Raw genomic sequence first — 21,548 nt, forward strand, 5'->3', positions numbered from 1 at the left:
AGAAGAAACAGGACGCTCAGATTACAAACAGGCCAGAGTAATTGTCGCGATGCGGACGGGGTAATTGTCGCCTAATAATCCACATCAAAACCGCCAGGATAGTAAGATGGCACGACGATGCGCAGCTTGGAATTAGCACTTGTAATATCAATTGGCATTTTGTCGTCCTTACAGAATAGCGGTTGAAGACATATTGATAGATTGGATTAGCTGACCATCAACCCAGTAGAAAATTACGCCTTTCAGCTCTCGATCAAGGCGCGTTGAGCCAGACTGGGTTGGGATGTATAAATACCACCCCTCAGAATAAAGCGTTGCAGAGATGTCTTTGCCTACTGTGTTGTTGACGATGCGAATTTGAGACTGGTCGAGAACAATGCCTTTTTTGATAGCTCCGAACGTAATGGCCTGCTGTGCTGGGTCGATAGTGGCTGCCTGCACTGATGAGTAACCGTCTGCATTGTAGGAATAGGACTGGTTGTTAGTGAACAGTTCAGCATATGCTGAAACCAGATTCGCATTAATCCATACCTGGTCGATGAAGGTATCCAGCCAGACAAACTTGCCAGTAATCGCACCATCAGACGTGTATTGCTTCATGGTCTTGTTCAGTCCATAAGAACCATAGAAGTTATAGCCATTTGATTTCAATGCTCTGGCAGTTGCAAGGTCGCTTACATTCGGTGAAATTCCCGGGAAAGCCCGGAACTTAAATGAGATGCGCCCATTTGTTCTGGCAAAGTCGATTGACGCTGCATACGCTAGTGCCGTAACCGCGTACAGATAAGAACCGTACACAGGGAAAATATTCTCGTAGCCATTCGCCACTACAACTGATTGAACAAAGCATGATGCGTTGTTTGCTACCGTTGGTGCGGCTGAGGTGTCGTGAACTACATAGCCGTAGCGGTTATGGCTGGCGCTAGCCCATGCGCATAGCTCTGTTTTCTGGTCATCACTCAATTCAGTCAGTGACTGGTATAGAATCCAGTTCTGATTGGTGTTGATAATGTTATTCATCATATCCGTCATTGTGACGGCATCTGAACCAGGGGATACGATCGCCGCAGCTGCTTGAGTCAATTTAAGCCCTGTTGCGAGAGCTCCTACAGAGGCAAAAGATACTTGACTATCCGCTCCAGTTGTTACCGAACGAATGATATAGCGGTTGGCGATTGGCAGCCATTCGACGGAAACCTTGCTCGCCCCGATACCGGTCTGCAGCTTGGATGCGATATCGCTAAAGCTTGTAGCAGTCGATAAGTCAATAGACGAGCTGGTAGTTGACACACCATCAACCGTGAGTGTGATAGTTCCTGCTGGGATTGCCTTCAGCGTCGCTAATGCTACGCCCTTCAGATTCCCTGACAGCAGGTAACCGGCCACATCAGCAGTAATGACACGGTACATCAGTAGCTCACCAGGAATTACGGATGAATTGTCGTAGCCGTTGAAGTATTGCTGCGCCGCGAGAAACTCTTTTGATTCGCTACCCATCAGAGCTGACACGTCTGATGATGAATAAAATGATTGTACGACACCGACTGGCACTAACTCGTTGTCGGTGAGCATCAGCCCGTTGGCATCAACTGCAGAACCTGCAGGTGAAACGACGTTAGGCGTGATACTGAAGTCTTCTGAGAGAGGAATTGTGCTCATTGGCGTCCATCCACCTGTTGGTTTGTAAATTCGATTTTGTCGAAGTAGTCCTGCGGGAGCGACACGATGATGTGCGCCTGCAGAGAAAGAGTTAGCGTGTATCGCTCCTGCCACTGGCTTTCCGCATCTATCATGGGAGCCTGAATTGCCGGAGATGAGTAAAGCGGCGCCAGTCTGGCGTCGATGGCTTTGATGGTGTCGTAGCCATAGCTACTGGCGAATGTGGTTTCTAAGGCGATTGCCCGATCCCCTGCACCCTGACCATAGATATCAACCTGGATATCTGCCTGGCGAACCTCGGTGTATCCCATAGCGCTTGTCGACGGAGAGCCCGTGTCCTGTTTGATATCTCTCGTCGTGGATAGCCGCGGAAATCGCAAGGGGGTCAGGATGCAGAACTGGCCTTTTTGCATCGGCACCCTGTTAGCCTGAGCCTGCTGGCAAATACCGGCTATGGGTTCGATGTAATCCGCCAGAACGTCGATTACATTATCTACGGTGAAGTCATTCATGGGCTAACCTGTAATACAGCAATGAGGCGGCACCAGTCAGGCCAAAGCTCTACCGGCTCAACAACCAGCCACTGCTCGCTGCCAATCACGAAAATATCCCCGCCCTGCTCTAACTCACGCTGGACGCTGAAATAGTTCCCGTTCACATAAATCACCTTCGCCAGCCCCTGAATGTTCAGGCCATCGACGTGTTGCATATCGCCGCGACTGATTGGCTGAAGCTGAATTGTGACGTTCTGGTCTGGAAGGTATGAGGGAATTGGTTTGCGCCCGGGACCGATGGTTTCGCCTGCGTATTTCTTGAGAACTGCCTGGATGTTTGGGTTTACTCTTCGAATGGCGTTATTGGCTATCTTGTGAAGGTTCAATTTCGCCTACCTCATAATGCACATCACGAATCATGACTTTGGTGTCAACGAGAGGTTTTGTTGATGCGTTACCTTTCGATTTGCGTGATGCGATAGTTGCAGGGGAAAGTGGGGGATCCATTAGCGTGGCAATCGACTGAACGACATCACCCACAGCCTTTTCACCAACCACCGCAAGAACATCCTCAAGCGGCACACCTTTCTGCAGGCCTCTGGATATGGCATCCATCCATTCGCTTTCATGCTCAGCAATGGCATTTCGAAAAAATGGTCTTGGAGGTTGATTGTTGGCTGGATTTCCATATTCGTTTGTTGCTGCGACCATAGCCACAGGCGTTCCATCAGGATATGTGGCCCCGTCTATAAATCCAACCTTCAGTTGCTTATCTGAGAGGTTGCTGGCGATGTTATTCAGTGCATCGAGTATCTTGTCGCTCATCTGCATCTACCCCTGTAAAAGCCCATTCGATAAATCTTTGTGGCCTGCCAGAAGGTGAATCCATATGGCGACTGAAGAAAGAACTCAGCATTGAATGGAACATTGCTCATAGCCGAGCCTACGCTTACGCTACCCTCTGATGCAGAAGAAAGGCGGCCAACCATTCCGGTTACACCGCCATTGCCATTTGCATCAACGTAGAATAAGTAAGCAAGGTGCGCAGTCAGAAGATAGAGGAAGTATTTCCTCTTCTCTTCATCAGCGATAACGGATTGCGGCGTGTTCTCCAGATAGGTAGTTGCGGCGTAAAACAGGTCTTCAACCTGCTGGTCTGTAAGCGCGTTATATTGCGGATATTTCGACTTCCACTCGGCCACATCCAGAGTTACGACGCCCATACGTTATTCCTCTTTCTCGCCTTTTTTCAGCACGTGTTGCTCACCGCCAGTTTTCAGGTCTTTCTTGTCTTCTGCTGCAGCTTTGGCGTTAGCCTCATTTTTCTGAGCGAAGATAAAACCATCCTTAATAGAGGTCATATCAGCGTACTTACTCTCAATGGCCTGCCACAGTTCTTCAGGCATATGGGTCAGTCCGCATACACCTTCATAACCTCGAACCGCAACGAGCTCGCTGCTGTTCTGGCCGTTTACCACGATCTCTTTACCGTTAACTTCAAAAACGGTGCCGTGAATGAGCTTGCTACTTACTACTACGTTAGCCATTAGAGAGTTCCTGTCATTTGAACAACGCCTGATGGGCGGTAGATAACGGTACCGAGAGTACCGGCTGCCAGTTTCTGGCTGGTCATTGAGTGCTCAACGAATACCGGGAATGCACGCATTTTTTCGGTGTAGACGGTATTACCGACAGGAGTTCCACCCAGACTTTCGGCGATCAGCTGAATCAGACCACCTGAAGGAGTGCCAAACTCAGGAACGACAACAACAGTCAGGCTGGTGTAGGTCTTCTTAATCAGGTCGATAGCGGAAGCCGTACCCAGTGCGTTGATTGCGCCCAAAGAGGCGTTATCGCTTGGGCTCACAACCAGTTTCATTGGACTGGTTTCCTGCACCAAACCCTGATTTTTAGCCGCCAGGTTGGTGAACATCTTCTTCACATCGTTGAAAATGCCAACAGCGTCTTTGTCTGCCCACTTCACTTTACCGTCAGCGGTGGTGATTGGGGTCAGAGCCGCAGGTAATACTGGGTCGTTCATGATGCCGAAGTTAGGCGCACCAGAGATGCCGTACATGTAAGACTTGTTGAAGAAACGGTTAATGGCATCAACGCCAGCTGCCTGCTTCATGGCAACGTAAGGAATCAGCGCCATGCCGTATTTCTCTTGTTCCAGGTCGCCCCATTCGTTCATACCCTGGAAGCGCATCTGGCGACGCTGTTCCCAGTTGGCGTTGACGTGGGTAGAGCCAGCGCGAGAGCGATCGTCATAGGCAACGATTTCGTACGCTTCTTCAGTGCGTGGGAACAGGACATCTTGCACAGCCCAGGTGCCTTTTTTCACTTCCGGGTAAATCTGGGTTGCCACGGTAGGTGCGAAGAGTTGCTTGATGATCATCGGGTCGATGACCTGAGCCGCAGCTGCAGGAATGCCGCCGTTTGCTACAGTAGCCATATCTACTGCGGAGTCACCTACTACACCTTTCATGGAAAGATAAGAAGGGGTTTTCTCGAAGACTACGCCCTTGTCTGCCAGTACTTTCAGGTACTGCGGCAGAGTGGATTGATTAAGCTCCATTACAGAACCCCCTGCTTGGTCATTTTAATAATTGAGTTTGCATCTGCTGCAGACGCCACCCAGTAAGAAGTCTCTACTGCGCCAGAAATGGTTGCACCGGCAGCGCCAGTTTTGGTGGTGCCATCAGCCAGAACTGCGAAGATTTTTTGCCCGACAGTTGCTGCGGTAGCAGTGCGCACCCAGAAGTCGCCGACAGTGAATACGCCAAGGTCCGTGCCTGGCTCTACCAGCATGGAGCCGGTCGAACCCAGAGGGATAACTCCCTTTCCGGTATTCATTACGAAGCCCAGTGGAAGGCCGGTGCCTGTGTTATTAACCAGGGTCGGATCAGTGCCATCCACCCACACCCAGCGAGCCTGGTAGACGCCACTTGCGCCAGCCTTATAAGAACCTTCAGGCGGCAGCGCCACAGCGGTAGGGTTAAGTGATGCGAGGTCGCCTTCTTTACCCGGAGCTGGGTACAAAGTTACGGTTTGCTGAAAGGTCATTTTCGGTTTCCCTTAGAAATATTCTTTGAAGTCAGCAGCGCTTTCCTGCTTCTCAGCAGAGTCACCGACTGGTTGTTTGCTGGTCTTGCCATGAATAGCCATCTGAACCAGCGCTTTGTAGGCTGATGGGTGAACACCGTCGATGTTTACCTTCTCCTGCTTCAGCACTGCTTTGTAGATGTCATTTGCAGAGTCGCCTGATACATGCCCATACACTGGCTCAACTGTGCGCATGGCCTCACGAGTTGCTGAGAACTCACGACGCGCTTCTGCCAGCGCTTCTGTTTTGGCTTTGGCTACCAGGTCGCGAATGGCGCTATCACCCATTGGCTCTTTCCCTTTTTTGTCGTCTTCTTCATCTTCGTCGCCAGTGGACTCATCGTCTGATTCGTCGCTTTCATCGCCAGCGGCTTTGCCTTTTTTCTCATCCTCTTCCGACTCATCACCGGAATTGATTTCGCTTTGCTCATGCTGAGCCATAAGCTCCATGATGCCTTTTGCCAGTTCATCAGCGTCCGAATCGGATGCTGTGGCAAACTTGGTTTTAATCAGGTCGGTCAAGCCTTCCATCAAAGTTTCCTCTTGGTCTTGTGAATCGCCTACGGCGCATTCAGCGCCAACACGGCCTTTAATGGTCAGCGCGACAGAGTTGCCTGAAATGTTTCTGGCAACGCCGTCATACGCCTGACCCATGAACTCGCCTGGGGTCATATCCAGGTCGAAGAATGAAGGGAAGATGGAAAGCTCGCGCCGCGTGGAGTTCTCCACACCTTCGATGGCCGCCTTATCCCACAGCTTCATGCTGGTAACGAGATAAGGGGATTCGAATCGCGTATCTGTCCCGGTTGTACCTACGCGCTCCTGCGGAGTGTCAGGCGTGTCTAATTGGTTGGGGTGCTCAATGGTCACTGGCACGTTGTTGAACGAGTCAGCGGCGCGGATAAGCTCTTCTGCGGGACGGTAGATGTAGTAGAGGCGATCAGGGTTAAGACCTAAATCTCTCCATCCCGGCAAGCTTGAACCCCTATAAGGGCTAACGCATTCTTTGCTGATGTTGCACTGGGTTATGTTCATCCGGCCGTAATCGTCATACGTGCGGACTGATGAGCCCATGTCGTAGGAGTCGCCTCGGTAGCCATTGGCATATGCCGCTCGCTCTACTTCTTCAGCTTTCTCTTTCGACACAAACGGGCCTTTGCTACCCCAGTACCATTTGCCATCTTTCTGATGTACTGGCATGGATTTACCTTTCTTCAGGCAATAAAAAGGCCGCCTAAGCGACCTGTTGTTTTAGAACGGAAGCACCGGCTTCCAGCTGCAACCGCATCCTATCTCTTGCCCTGGCAATACGTATTCACCGTTGTCACCAACTGGCAATCCCTCATCGAGATCGAATTCTTCACCGTGAGCTTTAACATGCTTAATACGCGGGTGGCTGCCTCCGCCAGAGTGAATCCAGATTCCTCTTTTGATGCCTAGAGATTTCTGCCTTACTCTTGACAACTCGGCTGTTGCTTTGTTGTTCTGGTCGATGGCAATGCGTTCAGCCCTGCGTCTCGTCACGCCGAATTGCTTCTGTAGCTCTTCGGTCATGTACTGCAGGTCGCGCCCTCTGGTGATCGACTGGAGAGTTATTGTCTGCACTTGTGTGAAGTACTTCTCAGGGATGGATTTAATCAGGTTGACATTTTCTGCAACGATGCCATCAACTGCCTGCTTCATCTCAGGTGTCATTGTGAATTTAACCTTTGGCAGGTCTTTTTCACCGATTGAGCGCTTGAGTGATTTTGTCGCTGTGCTGTCTACTGCATTAACAAACTTAGGAGCTATCGTTACGGCTGCATCTGAGAATGTGGCGACCCATCGCTCTCTGAGGTCAATCAGGCGGTCGGCTATGTCATTCATGCCACGCTCGCCTGACTGATGCGCGTTGTACTGAGCTCGTGCCCAGTAGTCGGCACTCTTGACCATTTCCGAAATGAGACCTTTAAGCGACATCGCGTATTGATTTGCTATCGTCGCGTTGTAGCGAACCCGACGAAGGGTCTTTATCTTCATCAGTCTCGTCCTCAGGATAGATGCTCACGACCTCATACTTAATGCCGTTGAACTCCGAATCATCATCAGCTGCGATCACCTTGCACACTTGTTCTGGCGTTACGACCTCAGCATCAATCAGCTTGACGTAGGTGTCAGCTTTCTTGTTGTTAATATCGGCAATCTCCAGGTCACTCAGCTCATCCAGAGGATTGAAGTCGATGTAAAGGTCTTCATAGAATTCCCCAAACTCATTCAGGCAGAGGATTTTCAGCACCCAGTCAAGCACCGGCTTGTAGCTGTTCTTCTGCTTGTTGGAGATGTTCTCGTGCTGCGATTCCCTCTCGCCTTCGCCACTGGCGTTCATGCCACTTGGCTGGCTTCCTGTCAGGCTTGTAACGCTTAGGCGAGAAGGTACGCAGATAAGCCTTAGCATCTCGGCCTGTAACTCCTGAAGCCCTGTAAGCGTAGTGTTCATCTGCTCCAGAGTTTCCTGGCTCTTATCGATTGCCAGAACGCCGTGGTTGTCTTTCCCATACACCAGGGTATCGAGACGCTTATCGAACTCATTTCGGTCCTGAAGATACGTTTCCATATCCGTAGACCAGATATAAGTCCTGAAGGAGGTGATGATTCTCGGGATGTCGTCGCGCACACTCTCCCAGTTTGTTACATAGGGAAGCATCATCTGAATCAAAGACAAGCCGCCAAAGTTATAGGATGGCTTCAGCATGTCCGGCACCGAATACAGCACAAGGGACTTCATGCGACTGGCGCTTACGATGCGCCCCATCACATACCATTGCTGCGGTACGAAGAACTCAGGGCTGATGGGGTCGATTGCGTTGTATGCCTGTGGATAGGTCCACATTGGCTCGATAACGCGAAACCCTTCCAGATCGCCTTTCTTAATCTTCGTTGGGTCAAGTAGTAGCTCTTTGTCGCGCTCGTTCTCATCGCCCTTAATTTTCACGAACAGGAATGAGTTGCCGAACGCCTCAGCGTTGAACCCTAGCAGCTTAAGGTGCTTCTCCACCGAGAACTTCTCAAACGCGTCCTCAAGCTGGCCGATGATGTCTGAGCGGTCATTCTTGGTATCGTTGGATTTAACCTTGAAGCCCTTGCGGAACACCTCATTGACCGACTGCTCGCATGCTACGCGGTTCTCTGATTTCTGCGCCAGGGTAGCCAGCAATGGATAGCCCATGAACACAGAATCAGACGATACAAACACGCTATTAAGCATCCCGTAATCGACGCTATCACCCACCACTGTGCTATCAGGAACAACGCCTTTTGGTGGCTTATATGCAGCATGTTTCAAGCCTGCAAAGTGCTTGTCTATCTTTTGCTTTTGATACTCGCTGTCAGATGCCCATGACTGGCCCACAGCAAGCTTGCGCGGCTTCTGTGCTGCGCTTGTATTCTGTTTTTTCATTAGTACCAGCCCGAGTCTTTGCCTACTTTCAGTGAGCGTTTTGCAGGTGATTTGAGAATTACCAAGCTATCGGCATCGTTTGGGGAAAGTGCGCCGTCAGGCTTCTTATCAACGAGGATTTTACCGGTAGAGTCTTTGGTGTATGTGGCCTGACTAAGTTCGGCAGTCAGCTTTGAAAGAAACTTCATTTTCGACGACAGAGAAATTATTTCGCTCGGGTCGTACTTCATGCCGTTCACTGCTCGGTATGTATTCAGGAAAAGGGTTCGCAAATGCCACCATGATTGCGCCTTGAAGTTCCTGAAGAAATCCTTGTTCGCAATAATCCTTCCATTTGCATCCTTCATCATTGGCTTGTCCGGGTCCAGAACCCCACCACTGCCTTTGTAAGCATTGAAGGATACGGTAGGCTTGCCTGCTTTCTTGCGCTCATCGTTAATCTGCTTCGAGTCGCCTCTGCAGCCAGCACCTATGCCATCTGCATCGTAAAGAACGCTGCTGCATCCATTTTCATCAGCCAGGTTGGTAGCTTTCACCACCGTCTGATAGATGTCGGAGCCTTTTCCACTCCACTCTTCGCACACATCGACCAGAATGCCTTTGCATGAAGTGAAGGCGTTTTTATCGATACCTTCATCTGCGACATCCAGCGCCCCTTTTCTCTCGCCAGTTGGCTCAATGCCTAGTTTGATATGGGCATCAATGGCAGCCTGAACCCATGCGGAAGGAATAATCACTCCTTCAACGGAAGCGTTGTAGTCAATGTCTATTTCCTGCGCGACCGTCACTGGATCAAGAAGTTCGACTTGCTTCTCATACCAGGCCTGGTCCTTACGAGGGTCATCTCTCCAGTGGAAGGTGAAAACCGGAATCTTTCCACCATGTCGACGAATGGCAAAGCTATTCGCGCTACCATTTGGCGTTGATATATCTTGTCGGCAGTTGGTCGTGGCAGAAAGCGAGGCGTCAACTAGCGTGGGGCGCTCAAGAAAAGCCGCTTCATCTACAATGTAGAAGCTAGCTCGATCGCCTCGCCCTATGCCGTCGCCACACTCACCAGAGATAATAGAGCTGGTATGTGGAAACTTGATGCGCATGTGCGGCGCGTCTTTATCCCTGCTCCAGCCATTACGAAATTCCTTTGGTAGCAGAGACATGAACATGCGGGCTTTTTCAAGCAGAGATTTAGGTACGCCGATCTTATCTACGTACTCTTCCTTTCGGCTACCGATGCCAACGCTTATGCCCTTGTTGAAGTTGCACACTGTGCATGCTAGAGCGACTGTAAGCCAGCTCATGCCCATGTCACGTGTCTTTTCAGTGATTCCCGGCTCTTGTGCTCTCCACCTGTCCATGAACCATTCCATCCATTCTTCCTGACGCGGGAAAAGCAGGAATGGGATATATGACGGAAGTCCGCGCTCAGGGTTTCGCGGGTCATAAGTCATTCCCCAATCAATGATGAATTGAGCGGGATTGTCTTTGTAGAATGCTGATAACAGGGGAATTGCATCAGGGTTATTCCGAATGCGCAAAATACGCTCCTGTCTCCACTCGAACACCTGAACATAATCCGGGTTTCGGAAGTCAAACGGGAAAGGTATTGGCATGATTTAACCCATCAGGTCTTTGTATTTCTCTGCTGCTTCTTCAGGCGACATTTCAGTTTTCACTATTGGCCCACCGTTCGGGCCAGTGATTTCTTGAGCCGATACATCTTTTAGCCCAAGGTCTCTTGCGATTATATTCGCGTTAAGTAGGTCCGCTGCAGCCCCGGAGAATTTCTGGTCATAAATAACCTTCTCCGCTCGCGTAACGACCCCTAATAAATCTTGATTTGCTTTGTAGTTACGCCATGTGTCATCTGATATATCTAAGAACAGGCATAGTCCGGTTATCGTCATTGCCCTCATCTTTGGCAATGTGGCTACTGTAATTTCACCTTGGTATGAAAAAGCTTTCGACTCAAATAGAGGATGCTTCTCTACCCATTCAAAATACTCACAACATGCCGCCCAAAGCGCATCTGCAGAATCAAACTTAGGATTCCGACCATGACTGCTTCGGGCCTCCCAGAATTTGTTTCCTTTTGGTGCGGCCATGTTATTTACTCTTCAGTTTCGTATTGGACTGTGTACTGATTGACCTTCTGCAGGTTATAGCTGCGTATGCCATTTGTGAGTTTCACTATCAGAAACCCATCTTTAATCACCGGCTCAACCTTCGACTCAAAGTTTTCCCAGCTGAATCCGTCCTGGTGAATGGAAATCAGGAATTTGTTAATTTTCGCCATTTTTCACCTCAGCTTGAGGCCATATGACCAGCGGCGATCAGCTTGGTCAGCAGGTTGTTGAAGTCAGCCTGTGTAGGCGCTGCTGTTAACTGAGCAGTGAATGTCATCTGCTTAACTGTACCCGCAGTAGTGGTAGTTGCTGCCACTGGGGTTTCTGATGCTTTTGCTACGCTTACTGCTTCGCCCGACTGAGCGACTACGATTGCTGGCATGATTTCACCTATGCGTTAACGATAATAATTGCGTCAGCGTTAAGTGGCTTGACGTATACAGGAGTGCCAGAAGAGGCGTGATAAATGTACTGAGTCAAAGAAGATCCGCTGAATGGGAGGCCAATAAGGTTTCCCGGTGCTGATGTTGACTGGCAGATATATGCCTCAGTACCAGAGATAGCGATGGTTGCCTCTGCGGTTCCATCATAGACCTGAGTCCACACGCCTTTAGGTGCGGGTACGTTTAGTAATTGCATTTTTCACCTTAAGGGTTAGGAACCATCTGTTCAGCTACGAGAAGAATGGCTGTGGCTGTGAATGTCGCGCCGTTCGAGACGATGGTGATGTCACTACCGTTAGTCGCCAGGTTGCCGTCTTTGTCGACACTAAAGAATGTCGGGAATGATAGAGCATCCACCGTTACCTGAGCATCACGCGTTTTACTCAGCGTGTTGCCGTTTGTCTGCGGGAAGTCAATGGTCATGCTGCGGTTAGTAGACGATCCGCTCCATGCACCAATAACGTTTACTTTGAACGTACAGGTAGCATCCACGTTGAAGACGTTGAACTTGTTTGTTGTCGTGTTGAAAAACGGCGACAGGTTTCCTGTATGCGGCAAAGCTTTAATCAGGTTAATCAGGTTGGTTGCCGTCGTAGGAATGACAAGGTTTAGCCCTGAAAAGTAGCACTCTGATTTCTGCCTTGTTGAAGACGCTGGACCGGCTGGACCCTGAGGTCCAGGGATAGCTCCAAATGGATAAAGCGACATGCTCTCTCCTTAGCGCAGCGGTTTCTCTGCTTCTCAGTAGTGATTGGTTACTTACGGCTTACCCGTCAGCAAGATGTGATCACCATCCTTGCGGGGTTACACAGATCATTATCGAAGCCCCTCAGTGAAGGGCTCCTGTAATGCCGCGATCAGCCAATAAGTAATTCCGGCTGCGTTACCTGCATGATGTGCTCATGCTCGAGCTCCAGAACGCGCTTCTCTTTCTTCCGCTCGTTCATCAACCGGCTGCCGATCGTGCCTTTCAGCTTTGAGCGAGTTTCTTTGATGGCGAAGCGGTGCTGCATTTCTTCACCCATGGCTACTCTTCGGCTCAGTTGCTCCGCCATCCAGTTAAAGGCATTGATGTAGCACTCCTTTACTGCGGCAGCTGTTTTCCCAGTGAACCCCATCACGAGCATCATGCATCCGTCTCGGGTGATGTTATACATCGGCTGAACATCGCCATTTTTATCAATGAAATCAACGGGCGCAAAATTGCGCTGGGTGAAGTCATCGGAGCATTTCAGGTTGCGTATGGCGCGCAAAACGTCTTTGTGTCGCTTGCCAAAGTAGTCCGCCACTTTGAGTGATGTGGTGATTATCTTGTTATCGAGAGTCGTGACCATTTCACGAAAATCGAAAGCCGGAATAACTGACGGATTATTCATAGCGTGTACCTTTCTTTGAGATGAACCTTTGCCGCATAGGAAATCAGCCCGTCGAGGCTCGCCAGCACTAACTGACTTCCTCAAAGGCTCATTTCAAAGGATATGGTTCGACGTGGTTTGAATGCGCTGCGGTGCGCGGTGAAATGCGGATACAAAAAAGCCCCGGCGATTGCCGAGGCTCAGAATTTTGTTTTTGAGACTTGATGATTTTTCTTCAGCTGGACTGCTCACAGCATGAATGACTTTTACTACTTTCATTTCTCGATTTCAATTTATTTTTCTCGCCTCTTCAATTTTCCGAATTGACGCCTTATCTAAGTTGCACTGCCCCAGGGCAGACAGCAGGCTGACATTCAGGTCCAGGCTTTGGCCCCATGACATGGGGTCAGGTATTGCCGGTTGCTGCGTCTCAGCCGTGAGGTTTACCGGGAGGGGAACCACCGGCACCCTGACGTAGACTGTCCGCGTATTGTTGCATCCGCTTAACTGCGCCATCAGGAACAGGACGGCGAGCACAGTCATCGTTCGCAACAGCAACCTTGATATCTGCCGAGGCTCCCGATGCGTCCAGTGCGATCTGCTCTTTTGCATGCTGATTGGCCTCGGAGATGGTGTTGAAGATGGTCATGGTGTTCAGGACGTTAGAGGTCACGGTTTCAGCGGCGTTAATCTGCTGCTCTGCGGTTTTCGCTCGCGCCTGCTGCTTACTGGCGGCGTTGTGGTAGTGCATTGCCAGCCAGCCAAGGCAGACAATCAGGCATGCCACCACCGCGGCGATAATGGCGGTAAGGCGGCTCATTTCACACCATCCAGACAGAGCGCCTTTTCTTTCCCGGCGCGAGTTACCAGACCAGGAAGAACCTTTCCGCCACCCCAGACCCAGCGAGGGAACTGGTTACATGCCGCCGTGATGTCCCCACTTCTGAGAAGAGAGAACATCGTGGAGGTGCGCATGTTTCCGCAGCCAGCACGAAACGTTACCGATACAACTGCCGAGAAAGCATTGTCAGACAGCTTGCGCCCATTCCCGTAGCGGTTAACGCAGGACTCAGCATCAAGGATGTTGCGCTCCCACTCGGCTGCGATCTGCTGGTCAGACTTAACGGTGCCGAGTTTCACGCCATGCGTGTTCCCCATACCGTCAGTCAGCACACCCGCCGGGCAGACATACGGATCACGTCGGCAAGATTCAGCGTTGCCGATTAACTCCAGCCCGCGTTCGTTTGTTCTGACGTGGCCCGCATTCATCACAATCGCGATGATCGTTCCGACGGAGCAGACAATGCCCGCCGCGCCGCTTTTCTTACTCAGTTTCAACTGGGCCACCGGAAATTCTCCGCATTGCCTCCGTTACCACCTCGGCGGTAGCCGGGCGATCGGAGTGGGGTTTTTTGCCTACGTCAGATAAGTAGTTTTCCAGCAGCTGGGTGCGTTTCCTCTCCTCAGCCATACGCTCACGCTCTTCTTTCCGTTTTGCGTAATAAGTTTTTATCGTGAAGAACGCCGATATCAGTGCGCCGATAATAAACACGTAATCCTGCAGGCTAAGTAAAGAGAACAGGCCCAAGGCCGCCGACCACCAGTACGGCAGATCGTGTCCATTTGTTGGGTTCATACGTTGCATTCCACACCTCCGGCTTCGGGGTGCTGTGTCGTAGTAAGAGAAAGGCCGTCAGACACGATTGCTACGGGGCATCTGAAAGTGATTGTCTGCGGCCGAAATAAAAAAGCCCGCGACAGGCGGGCAATATGGGGGTAAGGCAATGTCGGCTCGTTGGCCGAAGGGTCCCAGGCAGTGGGTTCTGTGTGCGGCGTGCCGCAAATAAAAAAAGCCCCGCACGATGGCGAGGCTCTTAATTCTTTGTCGACCTACGAAGCTATGGCGACGATATCAGATTTACATGAAATATATGCGTTTCAATCCAGTTTTGCAAGACTTGAGTCTAAATTTGTCGCCTTTTGTTGTGAACGTGATCGCGTAACCTGCAATAAAGCCCCGCCATCCAGGCGCAGGAAGATACGTCGCATATCAACCCAGCGGTCCGTAAAGGTCTCTGACCAGTTCTTTGGTGTTACGCCGACCAGTTCCGCCAGCACCTGATATTCGTACGTCTCACGGCCTGCCAATTCAGCTTTGACGTCCTGCGCCGCCAGCCAGATAAGCTTCTTCAGTCGCTCCATCGTCTTGCCGGCCACCTTCTTCGCGCCGAGGTGCTCCCGGAACTCTGCCCACGCCCACTGGGTGATCGCCACCTGGTATTCAAAGCGGATATTCTCGCTGTAGTTCCAGAGCAGCCATGCTTTCTGGTTGTCTTCCAGCGACAGAACAGCGCGGCGCCACGATGCAGTCACGAACTCAACCGGGCCGACCAGCGCGATTGACGATCCCTTGGCCCGGGACTGGTTGCCGCTCATCGCCGGTCCGTCCGGGTTAACTTTGCGTCCGGTGACCGGGTCGGTGATTTTCTTCCGTCCCCGGCTGCGCGCCGTCGCGGTGAACTGCGCGTTCTCGGCGAAAGCTACCAGTTGCCCTTTCGTCGCCCCGCTCAGATCTGCGGTTGCCACAATGAGCTGCTGACGTACGTATTCCAGTTGCTGACTGTTCATTGTGCGGCTCCTGCAGGATGATAGATGCGAACGAAGTTACGGAGAATGCGGTAATCGACCAGCACGGAACCCGGGCGGCGGTAAATCCGGAGGCGCTGCCAGCGCGCTCGGAGTATCTCGATCGTTTCTTGCTTCATGCAGCCCCCTCCATGACTTGCGCATAGTTCAGATACAGACCCCAGCAACTGACAAGCAACCTCGCCTTCACAACAGTTTTCTCTTCGTTGCACCACCTGCAGAACCAGTTAACAGCACCTTCGATCTCTTGCTTAACCTTGCCGGCATTATCGAAGTGCACCGGGTAGACAACATCATCGAAAATAGCCGCCGTGGTCATTGGGTATTGGATTTTACTCATGCTGCCTCCTGCTGTTTCAGTGCGCGAAGTTCTGCTCTGGCCTTGGCGCGGATGCCGCCCAGCTCTTCACGGGTGTATCGGTGGGTTTCGTTGTTGGATTCCAGCGCCAGCACGCGCCCTTCGCCGATCATCCCAACCAGCGCGGCACGGTACGCCTCGATATTCCCTGATTTATGAACGTTGCAGACTGGACACTGTAACCACAAATTATCTGGGTTGAAGCGCAGCTGAGGTGCAGCCGCTGTGGTGCGGTAATGTCCGGCATGCCACACAAAAGCGCTCTTAGTGCCGCATGAGATGCAGCCATAGCCGGCGGCCAGCAGCATTTCGCGACGCCAGTCGTTGAAGGCACGCTGAGTCATCTGCACCCAGTGACGGATAGGCTTGAGCTCGCTGCGCCGTGCTGCGCGCCGTTGGCGGCCTGCCTTCTCTTCGGTGCGCTGACGCTGCGCTTCCTTCTGCTTAGCGGATTCACGGGCTTTTGCTGTCTGTTCTTTTCCGATCGCGCTGGCGCATTCGAAGCTGCAAACTACTTGCCCGTCGCGTACCGGGTGGAACCACTGGCGACAGGCTTTATGGGCGCACTTGCGGCGCGGTAACTTAGCCATGCGCCCTCCTCGCCGCGAGGCGCAGCCATTTCTGATCCACCAGGCGGGCGGTGTAGCCTTTCAGTGTCGGGATGTCGGACGGCTTAACCGCGGGCTTTCGCTGGCGACGCGCAGGAACGCGGAAGATTTGATTGGTGATGACGCGGGAAAGTGGAGTAGACATCACGCCTCCTGCTTATCGCGCAGTTGCTGGTACTCGCAACTTTGGGGAATGGTCAGGTGGCAGCCGATATTCATCGCCCAGGCTTCGACCTTGCACAGGAAGATGTACATTTCGCCCGTTTCCAGCTCTGACGTATGACGTAGGGATTGGACGGTGGTGACCTCGCCAGACACGACGTCTACACGGTCCTTGCTTTCGTAGCCGAGATAGGTGTGCTTCATCGCGTCTTTGACCCACTCAGGCGTAGCGAAGGTCTTGCCGCGGGCGACGAGGTACTCGCTGATTTCCGTGTACCACATGTGGCTGAGCGCGTTCTGAGACAGACTGCGCTTCTCGCGCCACGGTTTAACCTGCAGGCGGAAGCATTGCCCGGCATCCAGCAATGGCTGAATCTGCTGGCCGATGGCCGCGAAGTTACCGCGATGGAGTTTGATGCCGTCTACTGGCAGAGTCACACGGCCTCCTTAACGGAAACCGCAGAATGCAGAAAATCGCAGGTGCATTTCTGCATCTGTGACAAGGTGAGGAGTTCAGATTGTGGTCGCATTTAAGTCCCCTTAAATGCGAAGAAGTCACCGCCGGGTGCTCAGTCCTGCGGTGACTTAATTATGGCTGGCTGATAACGAATAATCAAACGTTGCTTGACGTTTAGTTATGCGTCGAATTGACTGGGTGTCACGCCTCTGGCTTTGGTGCAGAAGCTATCATCGCAGCCCAGCAGAGTTTCGCTCGGTGCGCCGCCTGCTGGCATCCACTCATGGCGTCGTATGCTTCCCACTCTTTCTCATCGCTAAAGCTCTCATCTGGCTCTGATTCGAACCCATTGACAATCATGTCTTCTGTCGGCTCAACCGGCACCAGAGCGTAACCATCCGGAATCACCGGAGAGTTGCCATAGGCACCCTGAAGCATGGCGGCGCGGCAGGTTCTGGCAATGCGTTCGCGTAATTGCTGTGTGCCGTGATATTCAACAGCGATATCACGCAACTCGTTTACCAGTTCGCGAATCTGATGGTCTTTCATTGTTATCGGCGCTGGAGGGGCGGTGAACACAGGCTTGTAGTAGTGCCGTGTTTCCTCCTTGAATATTGCTCCGCTGGATTTGCCAAAAGTAAATGGCGTAAATGGATGAATAAACCCCACAGGCTCCGCTTCGAGCGATGCCAGCGCAATCTTCATCGCCGCCAGCGCCTTGGCAGCATCTTCGTTTACGGCGCCGGGCACAGCATCGCGCCCTTCTTCAAGCTCCGCGATTGTCTGCTGGAGCCATTCTTTGGTAATTGTGCTCATGGGTTAGTCCTCACCGAATTTCTGAATGCAGACTGTTTTTCCGACGAAACGAGCGCTGCCTTTTCTTTTGGGTAGTTGATATTCACCGTCGAACCGGTAGATGCCGACAGAAGCACAGGGGCCATCATTACGAATTAACTCCCATATGAAGTCTCCACGGTCGTTGAAATAACCAGGCCCTTCGCCAAATGTCGGGAAGTCGCTGTAAACCACATCCATGTCACCATGTTGCCCGTTGATAAAAATGAAATACCCCTTGTGACTCTCACCCGGTTTCGCGTCGAGGTGTCCGAATGTTTCGTGTATTACTGCCGCTGCCCTCGCCGCTGTGATTTGAGCTCCGATTTCGCGCATATCACTCTCCTTTACCGGCTGCGGCGGCGCGGATGGCGTCTAACGCATCACTGCCACTACCTTCTCTGTAAATGATTAGTTCAGCTAGGGTGATTGGCTTTTCGCCCCAACCTAACTCAATGGTATGCCTGCTGATGATATTGAGGAACTCAGCTACCATTCGGTCTTTGGCTTCCAGCTCATCCAGCAGCGCCAGCACGGTTTCCGGCCCGGTGAGCAGGTTGAATGCATTCGCCGCGTCAACATCACCATCGACGTTCAGCAGCGCCTCATCAAACAACTCATCGTTTGGCATCATTAGCAATCGCTTCATAGCTGGTAGCGCCTTCTCCGCAGCTTCACGTAATGCGAGTTTGTCGATGTTGCTCATTGGGCGGTCTCCTGGGCAGGCATCAGCGCTTCACGAACGCATGGCTTGTAGTAGTGATGGAAAGCGAAAGTCAGCCCGAGCTTGGTTGGCCGCTCCTGTTTCCCGAGTAGGCCGAGGCGCGTGCAGATTGTCGTTGCGGTCCATCCTGAGTGATACCCGGCCGCACGCTTCATGACTGTTTCAGCCAGGATGGTACGAAAATCAGTGCGGCCGAAATTCGTGTTTTCGAATGCTGCATTGATCACCTCATCAGTAAGGTGCGCGTCGATAGAGTTGCTCATTGGGCGGCTCCTTCAAATTGGTAAGAAATTTTAATTCCCAGCTTTTTAGCCATGGCATGCTCAGCGACGGCACCTTCCGACTCTTTCCACCCATGCAGCATGTGAATGGCGTCGGCGCAGCGAAGCATCGCCAGGCAGATGTCCATATACTCACGCTGAGATAAACCATCTGGGAGCGTGGCCGGATTTAATGCCACATGACCACCTGATAACATCTGCTGTGCTACTGCGTTAAACATCGGGCGGTTATAGTTTTCGTAACCCGTCATAGGTCCTGCGATGTAGATTTTCATACCCCTGCCCTCCCCCAAACCATCAATACTCGCTTCATCGCCGGACTGCTCCGGCACTCCTGAAATATTCCGTTGGTGCAGCTGCGCGCGGTGCCGCCCTGCTCTTCCGGCGTAGCCAGGCGATAAGTCACCGTTCGCCAGACCTTGCTCACACGCACAATCTTGCGGGCCCGCTCCAGATCGATGGCATTCTTCGTGATGCAGTTGATTGTCATGCCGCACTCTGTGGCCACATCCTTCGCAGTGAAGGTCTGGTGCGTTTCGAGATAACGCAGTATTGCCTCTTTGCCTTTCATGCTGCCCCCTTGGAACGGTATGAATCCCAGGTGAATGACAGCGTGCAACCTCCGCCGTCGCTCATGCGATCAAGAACGCGCTCGCCGATGAATGCAGCCAGTTCTTCCCGAGTCTGGTTACTTATCAGGATGGTAGGCTTCATGCGCTCATAACGGGTGTTGATGATTTCGAACATGATCAACTTCTCGGCGTCGCTTCCGAACTGCACACCAACCTCGTCGATAATCAGCAGATCGGGCTTCGTGAAGTAACGGATCACTTCGTCTTCAGTACGACTTGACCCCTTCGACCATGTCGACTTGTACTCACGGGCAATTTTCAGCGCAGTGGTGAACACAGCTGAGCTTTGGTGCTCGGTGATCGCATGCCGGGCGATAGCCAACGCGAGGTGGTTCTTACCGGTTCCTGGCTTGCCACACATCACCAGTCCGCCACCCTTCTGCAAACGCTCAGGCCAGCGATTGGCGTAAGCCTGGCAGACCTTCAGGGCGCGTTTCGCTTCTTCGTTCACCGGCTCATAATTCTCCAGTGAGCAGGATTCGAACCTGGCCGGGATGCTCAGGCCATCCAGCAGGCGCTCGATGTTTCTTTTGCGGGCTGCTTCGTTGATGCTAATTCTTTCCGCCTGCAAGCGGCCCAGCTCCTCTTTTAGGCATTCTGGGCAGGAGCTCGGGCGTGGGGGGATCTTCACGACAGAGTTTAAGAAATGCCTTGTCCTGCATTCAAAGGGGCCATGCGTTTCGCAGTTCTCGGTGCTGATAGTTAGCTCGATATCTTCATGCTGAACTGGCGGCTGGCTCAGCTCAGTAATGCGTTTCTCAAGTTGATTGATTTTTTCATCCAGCGTCATGATCAGTCCCTCGCCCATGCAGGAATTTCAGTCTGGCCATAGTCTTTGCCAGCAAAGTTCTCAGATACGCGAGACTGCGCGCGAGACGTCTGTTTGGCGATCTTTGGCTCAAACAAACCCTGCCAGCCATTCGCGATGCTCTGGTTGATGATTTCTTCAGGCTGGTATCCGCTGCACTTGCAACGCTCAAGCAGGTTGATGGCTTGGGTTACCGTCTGCTGAGACTTAATCGGTTTCTTCAAATCGCGACGATAATCGACCCATGACTTCCAGACTGAAACTGACAGCCATTCAGGAAGGTCAACACCAGCCGGATCGAACGAAGCCGGTTTGGGGGATTTAGGGGGTTTATTAATATTGTCTTTATTGTCTTTTGTATGTTTGTCTTTTGTGTTTACCTGATTTGGGTAAGTGTCGTTACCTGATTCAGGTAAAGATTGCTTACCTGATTCGGGTAAATTTACCTCTTTCAGGTAAGCTTTATTTTCATTACCTGATTTGGGTGATTTCACCCATTCGCTGACCGATTTATTAATGCCTACAGTTCGCCCGATTTGGGTAAAAACCCCACGCTTAACTAACGCACTTTTAGCCGCAGAGCATTTGTGCGGGAGGATGCCGGTCAGGGCAGATAACTGATCATTGCTTACCCAATCTGCCTTTTTGTTGAAACCGTATGTTTTGCGCATTACAGCCATGAAGACCAGCAGCTGATGCTGAGACAATCCAGCCAGCATGACAGCCTCCAGAAGTTCATTGGCGATGCGCGTATAGCCATCATCAAGATCTGCCACGCGCGGCTCCTTAGGTGCCACGTCAGGCACAGGGAAATTGATTACTTCGGCAGTGTTTGCCATAATTGCTCCTGTGAATTGATCCAGTTAATTCCACCTGAAAGCCGTTGGTGTTCGAGCACCGCGGCTTTCACCCTTTCTGCGTTCATGCTTCAAAATCTCCCTTCACTCCATCCCGGTTAGAAATCAGGATGGCAAGCAGCAGCGACATGTTAGGCACCAGGTTCTCCCGCCACCGGCTTACGGTTGATTTGTTCACGCCAGCTACTTCGGCGATCCTGGTGGTCCCAAGATCTGCAATTTGCCGCTGCACCCAGCTCTCAATTCGTCGTGCCTCCGCTTTGTTGCGTGTTGTTAAGGTCTCCATTTGCGATACTTCCTCTGATGTAATTGGTTGTTGCCGCCGGTCAGGCGGCTGTGTTATTCGCCCCAAGTAACTGGGCGAGATCTGGGCGGATATCTGCTGGCTTAACTTTTCCGTTGGTTGCAGTGACAATTTTCATTACGTAGCGAGCATCAATGCCGCCACCGTGCAACCAGCGCCAAACCGTCGGTTGAGCCACTCCGCACAGATCGGCCAATTTCTTCTGGCTACCAGCGATATCAATGGCGCGCTGGATGGTTTTGTTGGTCATATTCCAATTCCT

35 protein-coding genes and 1 pseudogene are annotated in these 21,548 nt (G+C 51.7%); all 36 read right to left on the reverse strand.

Annotation, left to right across the window (positions count from 1 at the left end; translation table 11 throughout):
- Window positions 1–168: 168 nt before the first annotated feature.
- The 36 genes and pseudogenes from FU672_RS21775 to FU672_RS21950 all read right to left on the reverse strand — a co-directional run bounded on the left by FU672_RS21775 (window position 169) and on the right by FU672_RS21950 (window position 21,536).
- Entirely contained in the window at window positions 169–1,659 is a 1,491-nt protein-coding gene (locus FU672_RS21775) for a DUF3383 domain-containing protein (protein ID WP_148244780.1), read from the reverse strand.
- Entirely contained in the window at window positions 1,656–2,171 is a 516-nt protein-coding gene (locus FU672_RS25230) for a phage neck terminator protein (protein WP_262349034.1), read from the reverse strand. Before FU672_RS25230 ends, FU672_RS21775 begins: the two co-directional genes overlap by 4 nt.
- A complete protein-coding gene (locus FU672_RS25235; RefSeq protein WP_262349035.1) occupies window positions 2,168–2,368 on the reverse strand; it encodes a hypothetical protein in 201 nt (66 codons plus the stop codon). The genes FU672_RS25230 and FU672_RS25235 overlap by 4 nt, the downstream gene beginning before the upstream one ends.
- 145 nt (window positions 2,369–2,513) lie before the next feature.
- Complete coding sequence (locus FU672_RS21790; protein ID WP_148244782.1) at window positions 2,514–2,978, reverse strand: hypothetical protein; 465 nt, start codon at window positions 2,976–2,978, stop codon at window positions 2,514–2,516.
- Window positions 2,975–3,376: a DUF4054 domain-containing protein gene (locus tag FU672_RS21795; protein ID WP_148244783.1), complete on the reverse strand. Its 402-nt coding sequence runs from the start codon at window positions 3,374–3,376 to the stop codon at window positions 2,975–2,977. The genes FU672_RS21790 and FU672_RS21795 overlap by 4 nt, the downstream gene beginning before the upstream one ends.
- A gap of 3 nt (window positions 3,377–3,379) precedes the next feature.
- Window positions 3,380–3,700 carry a hypothetical protein gene (locus FU672_RS21800; protein WP_148244784.1) on the reverse strand — a complete coding sequence of 107 codons (321 nt, stop codon included), beginning with the start codon at window positions 3,698–3,700 and terminating at the stop codon, window positions 3,380–3,382.
- Window positions 3,700–4,731, reverse strand: coding sequence for a major capsid family protein (locus FU672_RS21805; protein ID WP_148244785.1), 1,032 nt, complete (start codon window positions 4,729–4,731; stop codon window positions 3,700–3,702). The genes FU672_RS21800 and FU672_RS21805 overlap by 1 nt, the downstream gene beginning before the upstream one ends.
- The gene (locus tag FU672_RS21810; protein WP_079916590.1) at window positions 4,731–5,219 is read right to left on the reverse strand and encodes a structural cement protein Gp24; all 489 of its coding nucleotides are present in this window, start codon (window positions 5,217–5,219) and stop codon (window positions 4,731–4,733) included. Before FU672_RS21810 ends, FU672_RS21805 begins: the two co-directional genes overlap by 1 nt.
- Before the next feature lie 12 nt (window positions 5,220–5,231).
- On the reverse strand, window positions 5,232–6,458 hold the full coding sequence (locus FU672_RS21815) for a DUF2213 domain-containing protein (RefSeq protein ID WP_148244786.1): 1,227 nt from the start codon (window positions 6,456–6,458) through the stop codon (window positions 5,232–5,234).
- Window positions 6,459–6,509: 51 nt separating this feature from the next.
- Window positions 6,510–7,277: a phage head morphogenesis protein gene (locus tag FU672_RS21820; RefSeq protein WP_262349036.1), complete on the reverse strand. Its 768-nt coding sequence runs from the start codon at window positions 7,275–7,277 to the stop codon at window positions 6,510–6,512.
- A complete protein-coding gene (locus FU672_RS21825; RefSeq protein WP_148244787.1) occupies window positions 7,207–8,694 on the reverse strand; it encodes a phage portal protein in 1,488 nt (495 codons plus the stop codon). Before FU672_RS21825 ends, FU672_RS21820 begins: the two co-directional genes overlap by 71 nt.
- The gene (locus FU672_RS21830; RefSeq protein ID WP_148244788.1) at window positions 8,694–10,304 is read right to left on the reverse strand and encodes a terminase large subunit; all 1,611 of its coding nucleotides are present in this window, start codon (window positions 10,302–10,304) and stop codon (window positions 8,694–8,696) included. Before FU672_RS21830 ends, FU672_RS21825 begins: the two co-directional genes overlap by 1 nt.
- 3 nt (window positions 10,305–10,307) lie before the next feature.
- Window positions 10,308–10,796 (reverse strand): DNA-packaging protein, encoded by a 489-nt coding sequence (locus FU672_RS21835; protein ID WP_148244789.1) that lies wholly within the window; start codon window positions 10,794–10,796, stop codon window positions 10,308–10,310.
- 199 nt (window positions 10,797–10,995) lie between these two features.
- Entirely contained in the window at window positions 10,996–11,199 is a 204-nt protein-coding gene (locus FU672_RS21840) for a hypothetical protein (protein WP_148244790.1), read from the reverse strand.
- A 265-nt stretch (window positions 11,200–11,464) separates the two neighbouring features.
- The gene (locus tag FU672_RS21845; RefSeq protein WP_148244791.1) at window positions 11,465–11,968 is read right to left on the reverse strand and encodes a tail needle knob protein; all 504 of its coding nucleotides are present in this window, start codon (window positions 11,966–11,968) and stop codon (window positions 11,465–11,467) included.
- 149 nt (window positions 11,969–12,117) lie between these two features.
- Window positions 12,118–12,636 carry a Rha family transcriptional regulator gene (locus FU672_RS21850; RefSeq protein WP_148244792.1) on the reverse strand — a complete coding sequence of 173 codons (519 nt, stop codon included), beginning with the start codon at window positions 12,634–12,636 and terminating at the stop codon, window positions 12,118–12,120.
- Window positions 12,637–12,903: 267 nt separating this feature from the next.
- Window positions 12,904–13,227 (reverse strand): Rz1-like lysis system protein LysC, encoded by a 324-nt coding sequence (gene lysC / locus FU672_RS25240; protein WP_508610036.1) that lies wholly within the window; start codon window positions 13,225–13,227, stop codon window positions 12,904–12,906.
- Window positions 13,166–13,435 (reverse strand): annotated as a pseudogene (locus FU672_RS21860) (DUF2570 family protein); the annotation flags it as partial. The gene lysC and the pseudogene FU672_RS21860, both read right to left, overlap by 62 nt.
- Entirely contained in the window at window positions 13,432–13,884 is a 453-nt protein-coding gene (locus FU672_RS21865) for a lysozyme (protein ID WP_259282371.1), read from the reverse strand. The pseudogene FU672_RS21860 and the gene FU672_RS21865, both read right to left, overlap by 4 nt.
- Before the next feature lie 55 nt (window positions 13,885–13,939).
- On the reverse strand, window positions 13,940–14,260 hold the full coding sequence (locus FU672_RS21870) for a hypothetical protein (RefSeq protein WP_148244796.1): 321 nt from the start codon (window positions 14,258–14,260) through the stop codon (window positions 13,940–13,942).
- Between the two features lie 293 nt (window positions 14,261–14,553).
- Complete coding sequence (locus tag FU672_RS21875) at window positions 14,554–15,243, reverse strand: bacteriophage antitermination protein Q (protein ID WP_148244797.1); 690 nt, start codon at window positions 15,241–15,243, stop codon at window positions 14,554–14,556.
- Entirely contained in the window at window positions 15,240–15,380 is a 141-nt protein-coding gene (locus FU672_RS21880; RefSeq protein WP_148244798.1) for a YlcG family protein, read from the reverse strand. The genes FU672_RS21875 and FU672_RS21880 overlap by 4 nt, the downstream gene beginning before the upstream one ends.
- Entirely contained in the window at window positions 15,377–15,601 is a 225-nt protein-coding gene (locus FU672_RS21885; RefSeq protein WP_063618552.1) for a DUF1923 family maltosyltransferase, read from the reverse strand. The genes FU672_RS21880 and FU672_RS21885 overlap by 4 nt, the downstream gene beginning before the upstream one ends.
- Window positions 15,598–16,209 (reverse strand): recombination protein NinG, encoded by a 612-nt coding sequence (locus FU672_RS21890; RefSeq protein ID WP_148244799.1) that lies wholly within the window; start codon window positions 16,207–16,209, stop codon window positions 15,598–15,600. Before FU672_RS21890 ends, FU672_RS21885 begins: the two co-directional genes overlap by 4 nt.
- Window positions 16,202–16,372: a NinE family protein gene (locus tag FU672_RS21895; RefSeq protein ID WP_148244800.1), complete on the reverse strand. Its 171-nt coding sequence runs from the start codon at window positions 16,370–16,372 to the stop codon at window positions 16,202–16,204. The genes FU672_RS21890 and FU672_RS21895 overlap by 8 nt, the downstream gene beginning before the upstream one ends.
- Window positions 16,372–16,827 (reverse strand): YbcN family protein, encoded by a 456-nt coding sequence (locus FU672_RS21900; protein ID WP_148244801.1) that lies wholly within the window; start codon window positions 16,825–16,827, stop codon window positions 16,372–16,374. The genes FU672_RS21895 and FU672_RS21900 overlap by 1 nt, the downstream gene beginning before the upstream one ends.
- A gap of 220 nt (window positions 16,828–17,047) precedes the next feature.
- Window positions 17,048–17,662, reverse strand: a complete 615-nt coding sequence (locus FU672_RS25245) for a hypothetical protein (protein WP_262349037.1) — start codon at window positions 17,660–17,662, stop codon at window positions 17,048–17,050.
- Between the two features lie 3 nt (window positions 17,663–17,665).
- Entirely contained in the window at window positions 17,666–18,016 is a 351-nt protein-coding gene (locus FU672_RS21910) for a hypothetical protein (RefSeq protein ID WP_148244802.1), read from the reverse strand.
- 1 nt (window position 18,017) lies between these two features.
- Entirely contained in the window at window positions 18,018–18,386 is a 369-nt protein-coding gene (locus FU672_RS21915; RefSeq protein WP_148244803.1) for an ead/Ea22-like family protein, read from the reverse strand.
- Window positions 18,383–18,667 carry a hypothetical protein gene (locus tag FU672_RS21920; RefSeq protein WP_262349038.1) on the reverse strand — a complete coding sequence of 95 codons (285 nt, stop codon included), beginning with the start codon at window positions 18,665–18,667 and terminating at the stop codon, window positions 18,383–18,385. The genes FU672_RS21915 and FU672_RS21920 overlap by 4 nt, the downstream gene beginning before the upstream one ends.
- The gene (locus FU672_RS21925; protein WP_045346691.1) at window positions 18,664–18,960 is read right to left on the reverse strand and encodes a DUF4406 domain-containing protein; all 297 of its coding nucleotides are present in this window, start codon (window positions 18,958–18,960) and stop codon (window positions 18,664–18,666) included. The genes FU672_RS21920 and FU672_RS21925 overlap by 4 nt, the downstream gene beginning before the upstream one ends.
- A complete protein-coding gene (locus tag FU672_RS21930; protein WP_148244804.1) occupies window positions 18,957–19,256 on the reverse strand; it encodes a protein ren in 300 nt (99 codons plus the stop codon). Before FU672_RS21930 ends, FU672_RS21925 begins: the two co-directional genes overlap by 4 nt.
- On the reverse strand, window positions 19,253–20,125 hold the full coding sequence (locus FU672_RS21935) for an ATP-binding protein (RefSeq protein ID WP_148244805.1): 873 nt from the start codon (window positions 20,123–20,125) through the stop codon (window positions 19,253–19,255). Before FU672_RS21935 ends, FU672_RS21930 begins: the two co-directional genes overlap by 4 nt.
- Window positions 20,110–20,964 (reverse strand): replication protein, encoded by an 855-nt coding sequence (locus tag FU672_RS21940; protein WP_148244806.1) that lies wholly within the window; start codon window positions 20,962–20,964, stop codon window positions 20,110–20,112. Before FU672_RS21940 ends, FU672_RS21935 begins: the two co-directional genes overlap by 16 nt.
- An 82-nt stretch (window positions 20,965–21,046) precedes the next feature.
- Window positions 21,047–21,268 carry a CII family transcriptional regulator gene (locus tag FU672_RS21945; RefSeq protein WP_017383074.1) on the reverse strand — a complete coding sequence of 74 codons (222 nt, stop codon included), beginning with the start codon at window positions 21,266–21,268 and terminating at the stop codon, window positions 21,047–21,049.
- Window positions 21,269–21,308: 40 nt separating this feature from the next.
- Window positions 21,309–21,536, reverse strand: a complete 228-nt coding sequence (locus tag FU672_RS21950) for a helix-turn-helix domain-containing protein (protein WP_006622888.1) — start codon at window positions 21,534–21,536, stop codon at window positions 21,309–21,311.
- Window positions 21,537–21,548 lie beyond the last annotated feature (12 nt).

The sequence above is a fragment of the Enterobacter asburiae genome (assembly GCF_008080435.1).
Lineage (GTDB): Bacteria > Pseudomonadota > Gammaproteobacteria > Enterobacterales > Enterobacteriaceae > Enterobacter > Enterobacter asburiae_C.

Coding starts and splice junctions, on each gene's coding strand:
- lysC (WP_508610036.1), bottom strand. CDS start 13,227: ATGCAAAAGAGCAGATCGCACTGGACGCATCGGGAGCCTCGGCAGATA.
- FU672_RS21915 (WP_148244803.1), bottom strand. CDS start 18,386: ATGAGCAACATCGACAAACTCGCATTACGTGAAGCTGCGGAGAAGGCG.
- FU672_RS21930 (WP_148244804.1), bottom strand. CDS start 19,256: ATGAAAGGCAAAGAGGCAATACTGCGTTATCTCGAAACGCACCAGACC.
- FU672_RS21870 (WP_148244796.1), bottom strand. CDS start 14,260: ATGCAACGTATGAACCCAACAAATGGACACGATCTGCCGTACTGGTGG.
- FU672_RS21945 (WP_017383074.1), bottom strand. CDS start 21,268: ATGGAGACCTTAACAACACGCAACAAAGCGGAGGCACGACGAATTGAG.
- FU672_RS21825 (WP_148244787.1), bottom strand. CDS start 8,694: ATGAAAAAACAGAATACAAGCGCAGCACAGAAGCCGCGCAAGCTTGCT.
- FU672_RS21925 (WP_045346691.1), bottom strand. CDS start 18,960: ATGAAAATCTACATCGCAGGACCTATGACGGGTTACGAAAACTATAAC.
- FU672_RS21850 (WP_148244792.1), bottom strand. CDS start 12,636: ATGAATAATCCGTCAGTTATTCCGGCTTTCGATTTTCGTGAAATGGTC.
- FU672_RS21920 (WP_262349038.1), bottom strand. CDS start 18,667: ATGAGCAACTCTATCGACGCGCACCTTACTGATGAGGTGATCAATGCA.
- FU672_RS25245 (WP_262349037.1), bottom strand. CDS start 17,662: ATGAGCACAATTACCAAAGAATGGCTCCAGCAGACAATCGCGGAGCTT.
- FU672_RS21805 (WP_148244785.1), bottom strand. CDS start 4,731: ATGGAGCTTAATCAATCCACTCTGCCGCAGTACCTGAAAGTACTGGCA.
- FU672_RS25235 (WP_262349035.1), bottom strand. CDS start 2,368: ATGCAACACGTCGATGGCCTGAACATTCAGGGGCTGGCGAAGGTGATT.
- FU672_RS21890 (WP_148244799.1), bottom strand. CDS start 16,209: ATGGCTAAGTTACCGCGCCGCAAGTGCGCCCATAAAGCCTGTCGCCAG.
- FU672_RS21835 (WP_148244789.1), bottom strand. CDS start 10,796: ATGGCCGCACCAAAAGGAAACAAATTCTGGGAGGCCCGAAGCAGTCAT.
- FU672_RS21865 (WP_259282371.1), bottom strand. CDS start 13,884: ATGAATGCGGGCCACGTCAGAACAAACGAACGCGGGCTGGAGTTAATC.
- FU672_RS21895 (WP_148244800.1), bottom strand. CDS start 16,372: ATGTCTACTCCACTTTCCCGCGTCATCACCAATCAAATCTTCCGCGTT.
- FU672_RS21910 (WP_148244802.1), bottom strand. CDS start 18,016: ATGCGCGAAATCGGAGCTCAAATCACAGCGGCGAGGGCAGCGGCAGTA.
- FU672_RS21800 (WP_148244784.1), bottom strand. CDS start 3,700: ATGGCTAACGTAGTAGTAAGTAGCAAGCTCATTCACGGCACCGTTTTT.
- FU672_RS21820 (WP_262349036.1), bottom strand. CDS start 7,277: ATGAAGATAAAGACCCTTCGTCGGGTTCGCTACAACGCGACGATAGCA.
- FU672_RS21830 (WP_148244788.1), bottom strand. CDS start 10,304: ATGCCAATACCTTTCCCGTTTGACTTCCGAAACCCGGATTATGTTCAG.
- FU672_RS21775 (WP_148244780.1), bottom strand. CDS start 1,659: ATGAGCACAATTCCTCTCTCAGAAGACTTCAGTATCACGCCTAACGTC.
- FU672_RS21935 (WP_148244805.1), bottom strand. CDS start 20,125: ATGGGCGAGGGACTGATCATGACGCTGGATGAAAAAATCAATCAACTT.
- FU672_RS21795 (WP_148244783.1), bottom strand. CDS start 3,376: ATGGGCGTCGTAACTCTGGATGTGGCCGAGTGGAAGTCGAAATATCCG.
- FU672_RS21815 (WP_148244786.1), bottom strand. CDS start 6,458: ATGCCAGTACATCAGAAAGATGGCAAATGGTACTGGGGTAGCAAAGGC.
- FU672_RS21880 (WP_148244798.1), bottom strand. CDS start 15,380: ATGAAGCAAGAAACGATCGAGATACTCCGAGCGCGCTGGCAGCGCCTC.
- FU672_RS21875 (WP_148244797.1), bottom strand. CDS start 15,243: ATGAACAGTCAGCAACTGGAATACGTACGTCAGCAGCTCATTGTGGCA.
- FU672_RS25230 (WP_262349034.1), bottom strand. CDS start 2,171: ATGAATGACTTCACCGTAGATAATGTAATCGACGTTCTGGCGGATTAC.
- FU672_RS21845 (WP_148244791.1), bottom strand. CDS start 11,968: ATGTCGCTTTATCCATTTGGAGCTATCCCTGGACCTCAGGGTCCAGCC.
- FU672_RS21810 (WP_079916590.1), bottom strand. CDS start 5,219: ATGACCTTTCAGCAAACCGTAACTTTGTACCCAGCTCCGGGTAAAGAA.
- FU672_RS21790 (WP_148244782.1), bottom strand. CDS start 2,978: ATGAGCGACAAGATACTCGATGCACTGAATAACATCGCCAGCAACCTC.
- FU672_RS21840 (WP_148244790.1), bottom strand. CDS start 11,199: ATGCCAGCAATCGTAGTCGCTCAGTCGGGCGAAGCAGTAAGCGTAGCA.
- FU672_RS21885 (WP_063618552.1), bottom strand. CDS start 15,601: ATGAGTAAAATCCAATACCCAATGACCACGGCGGCTATTTTCGATGAT.
- FU672_RS21950 (WP_006622888.1), bottom strand. CDS start 21,536: ATGACCAACAAAACCATCCAGCGCGCCATTGATATCGCTGGTAGCCAG.
- FU672_RS21940 (WP_148244806.1), bottom strand. CDS start 20,964: ATGGCAAACACTGCCGAAGTAATCAATTTCCCTGTGCCTGACGTGGCA.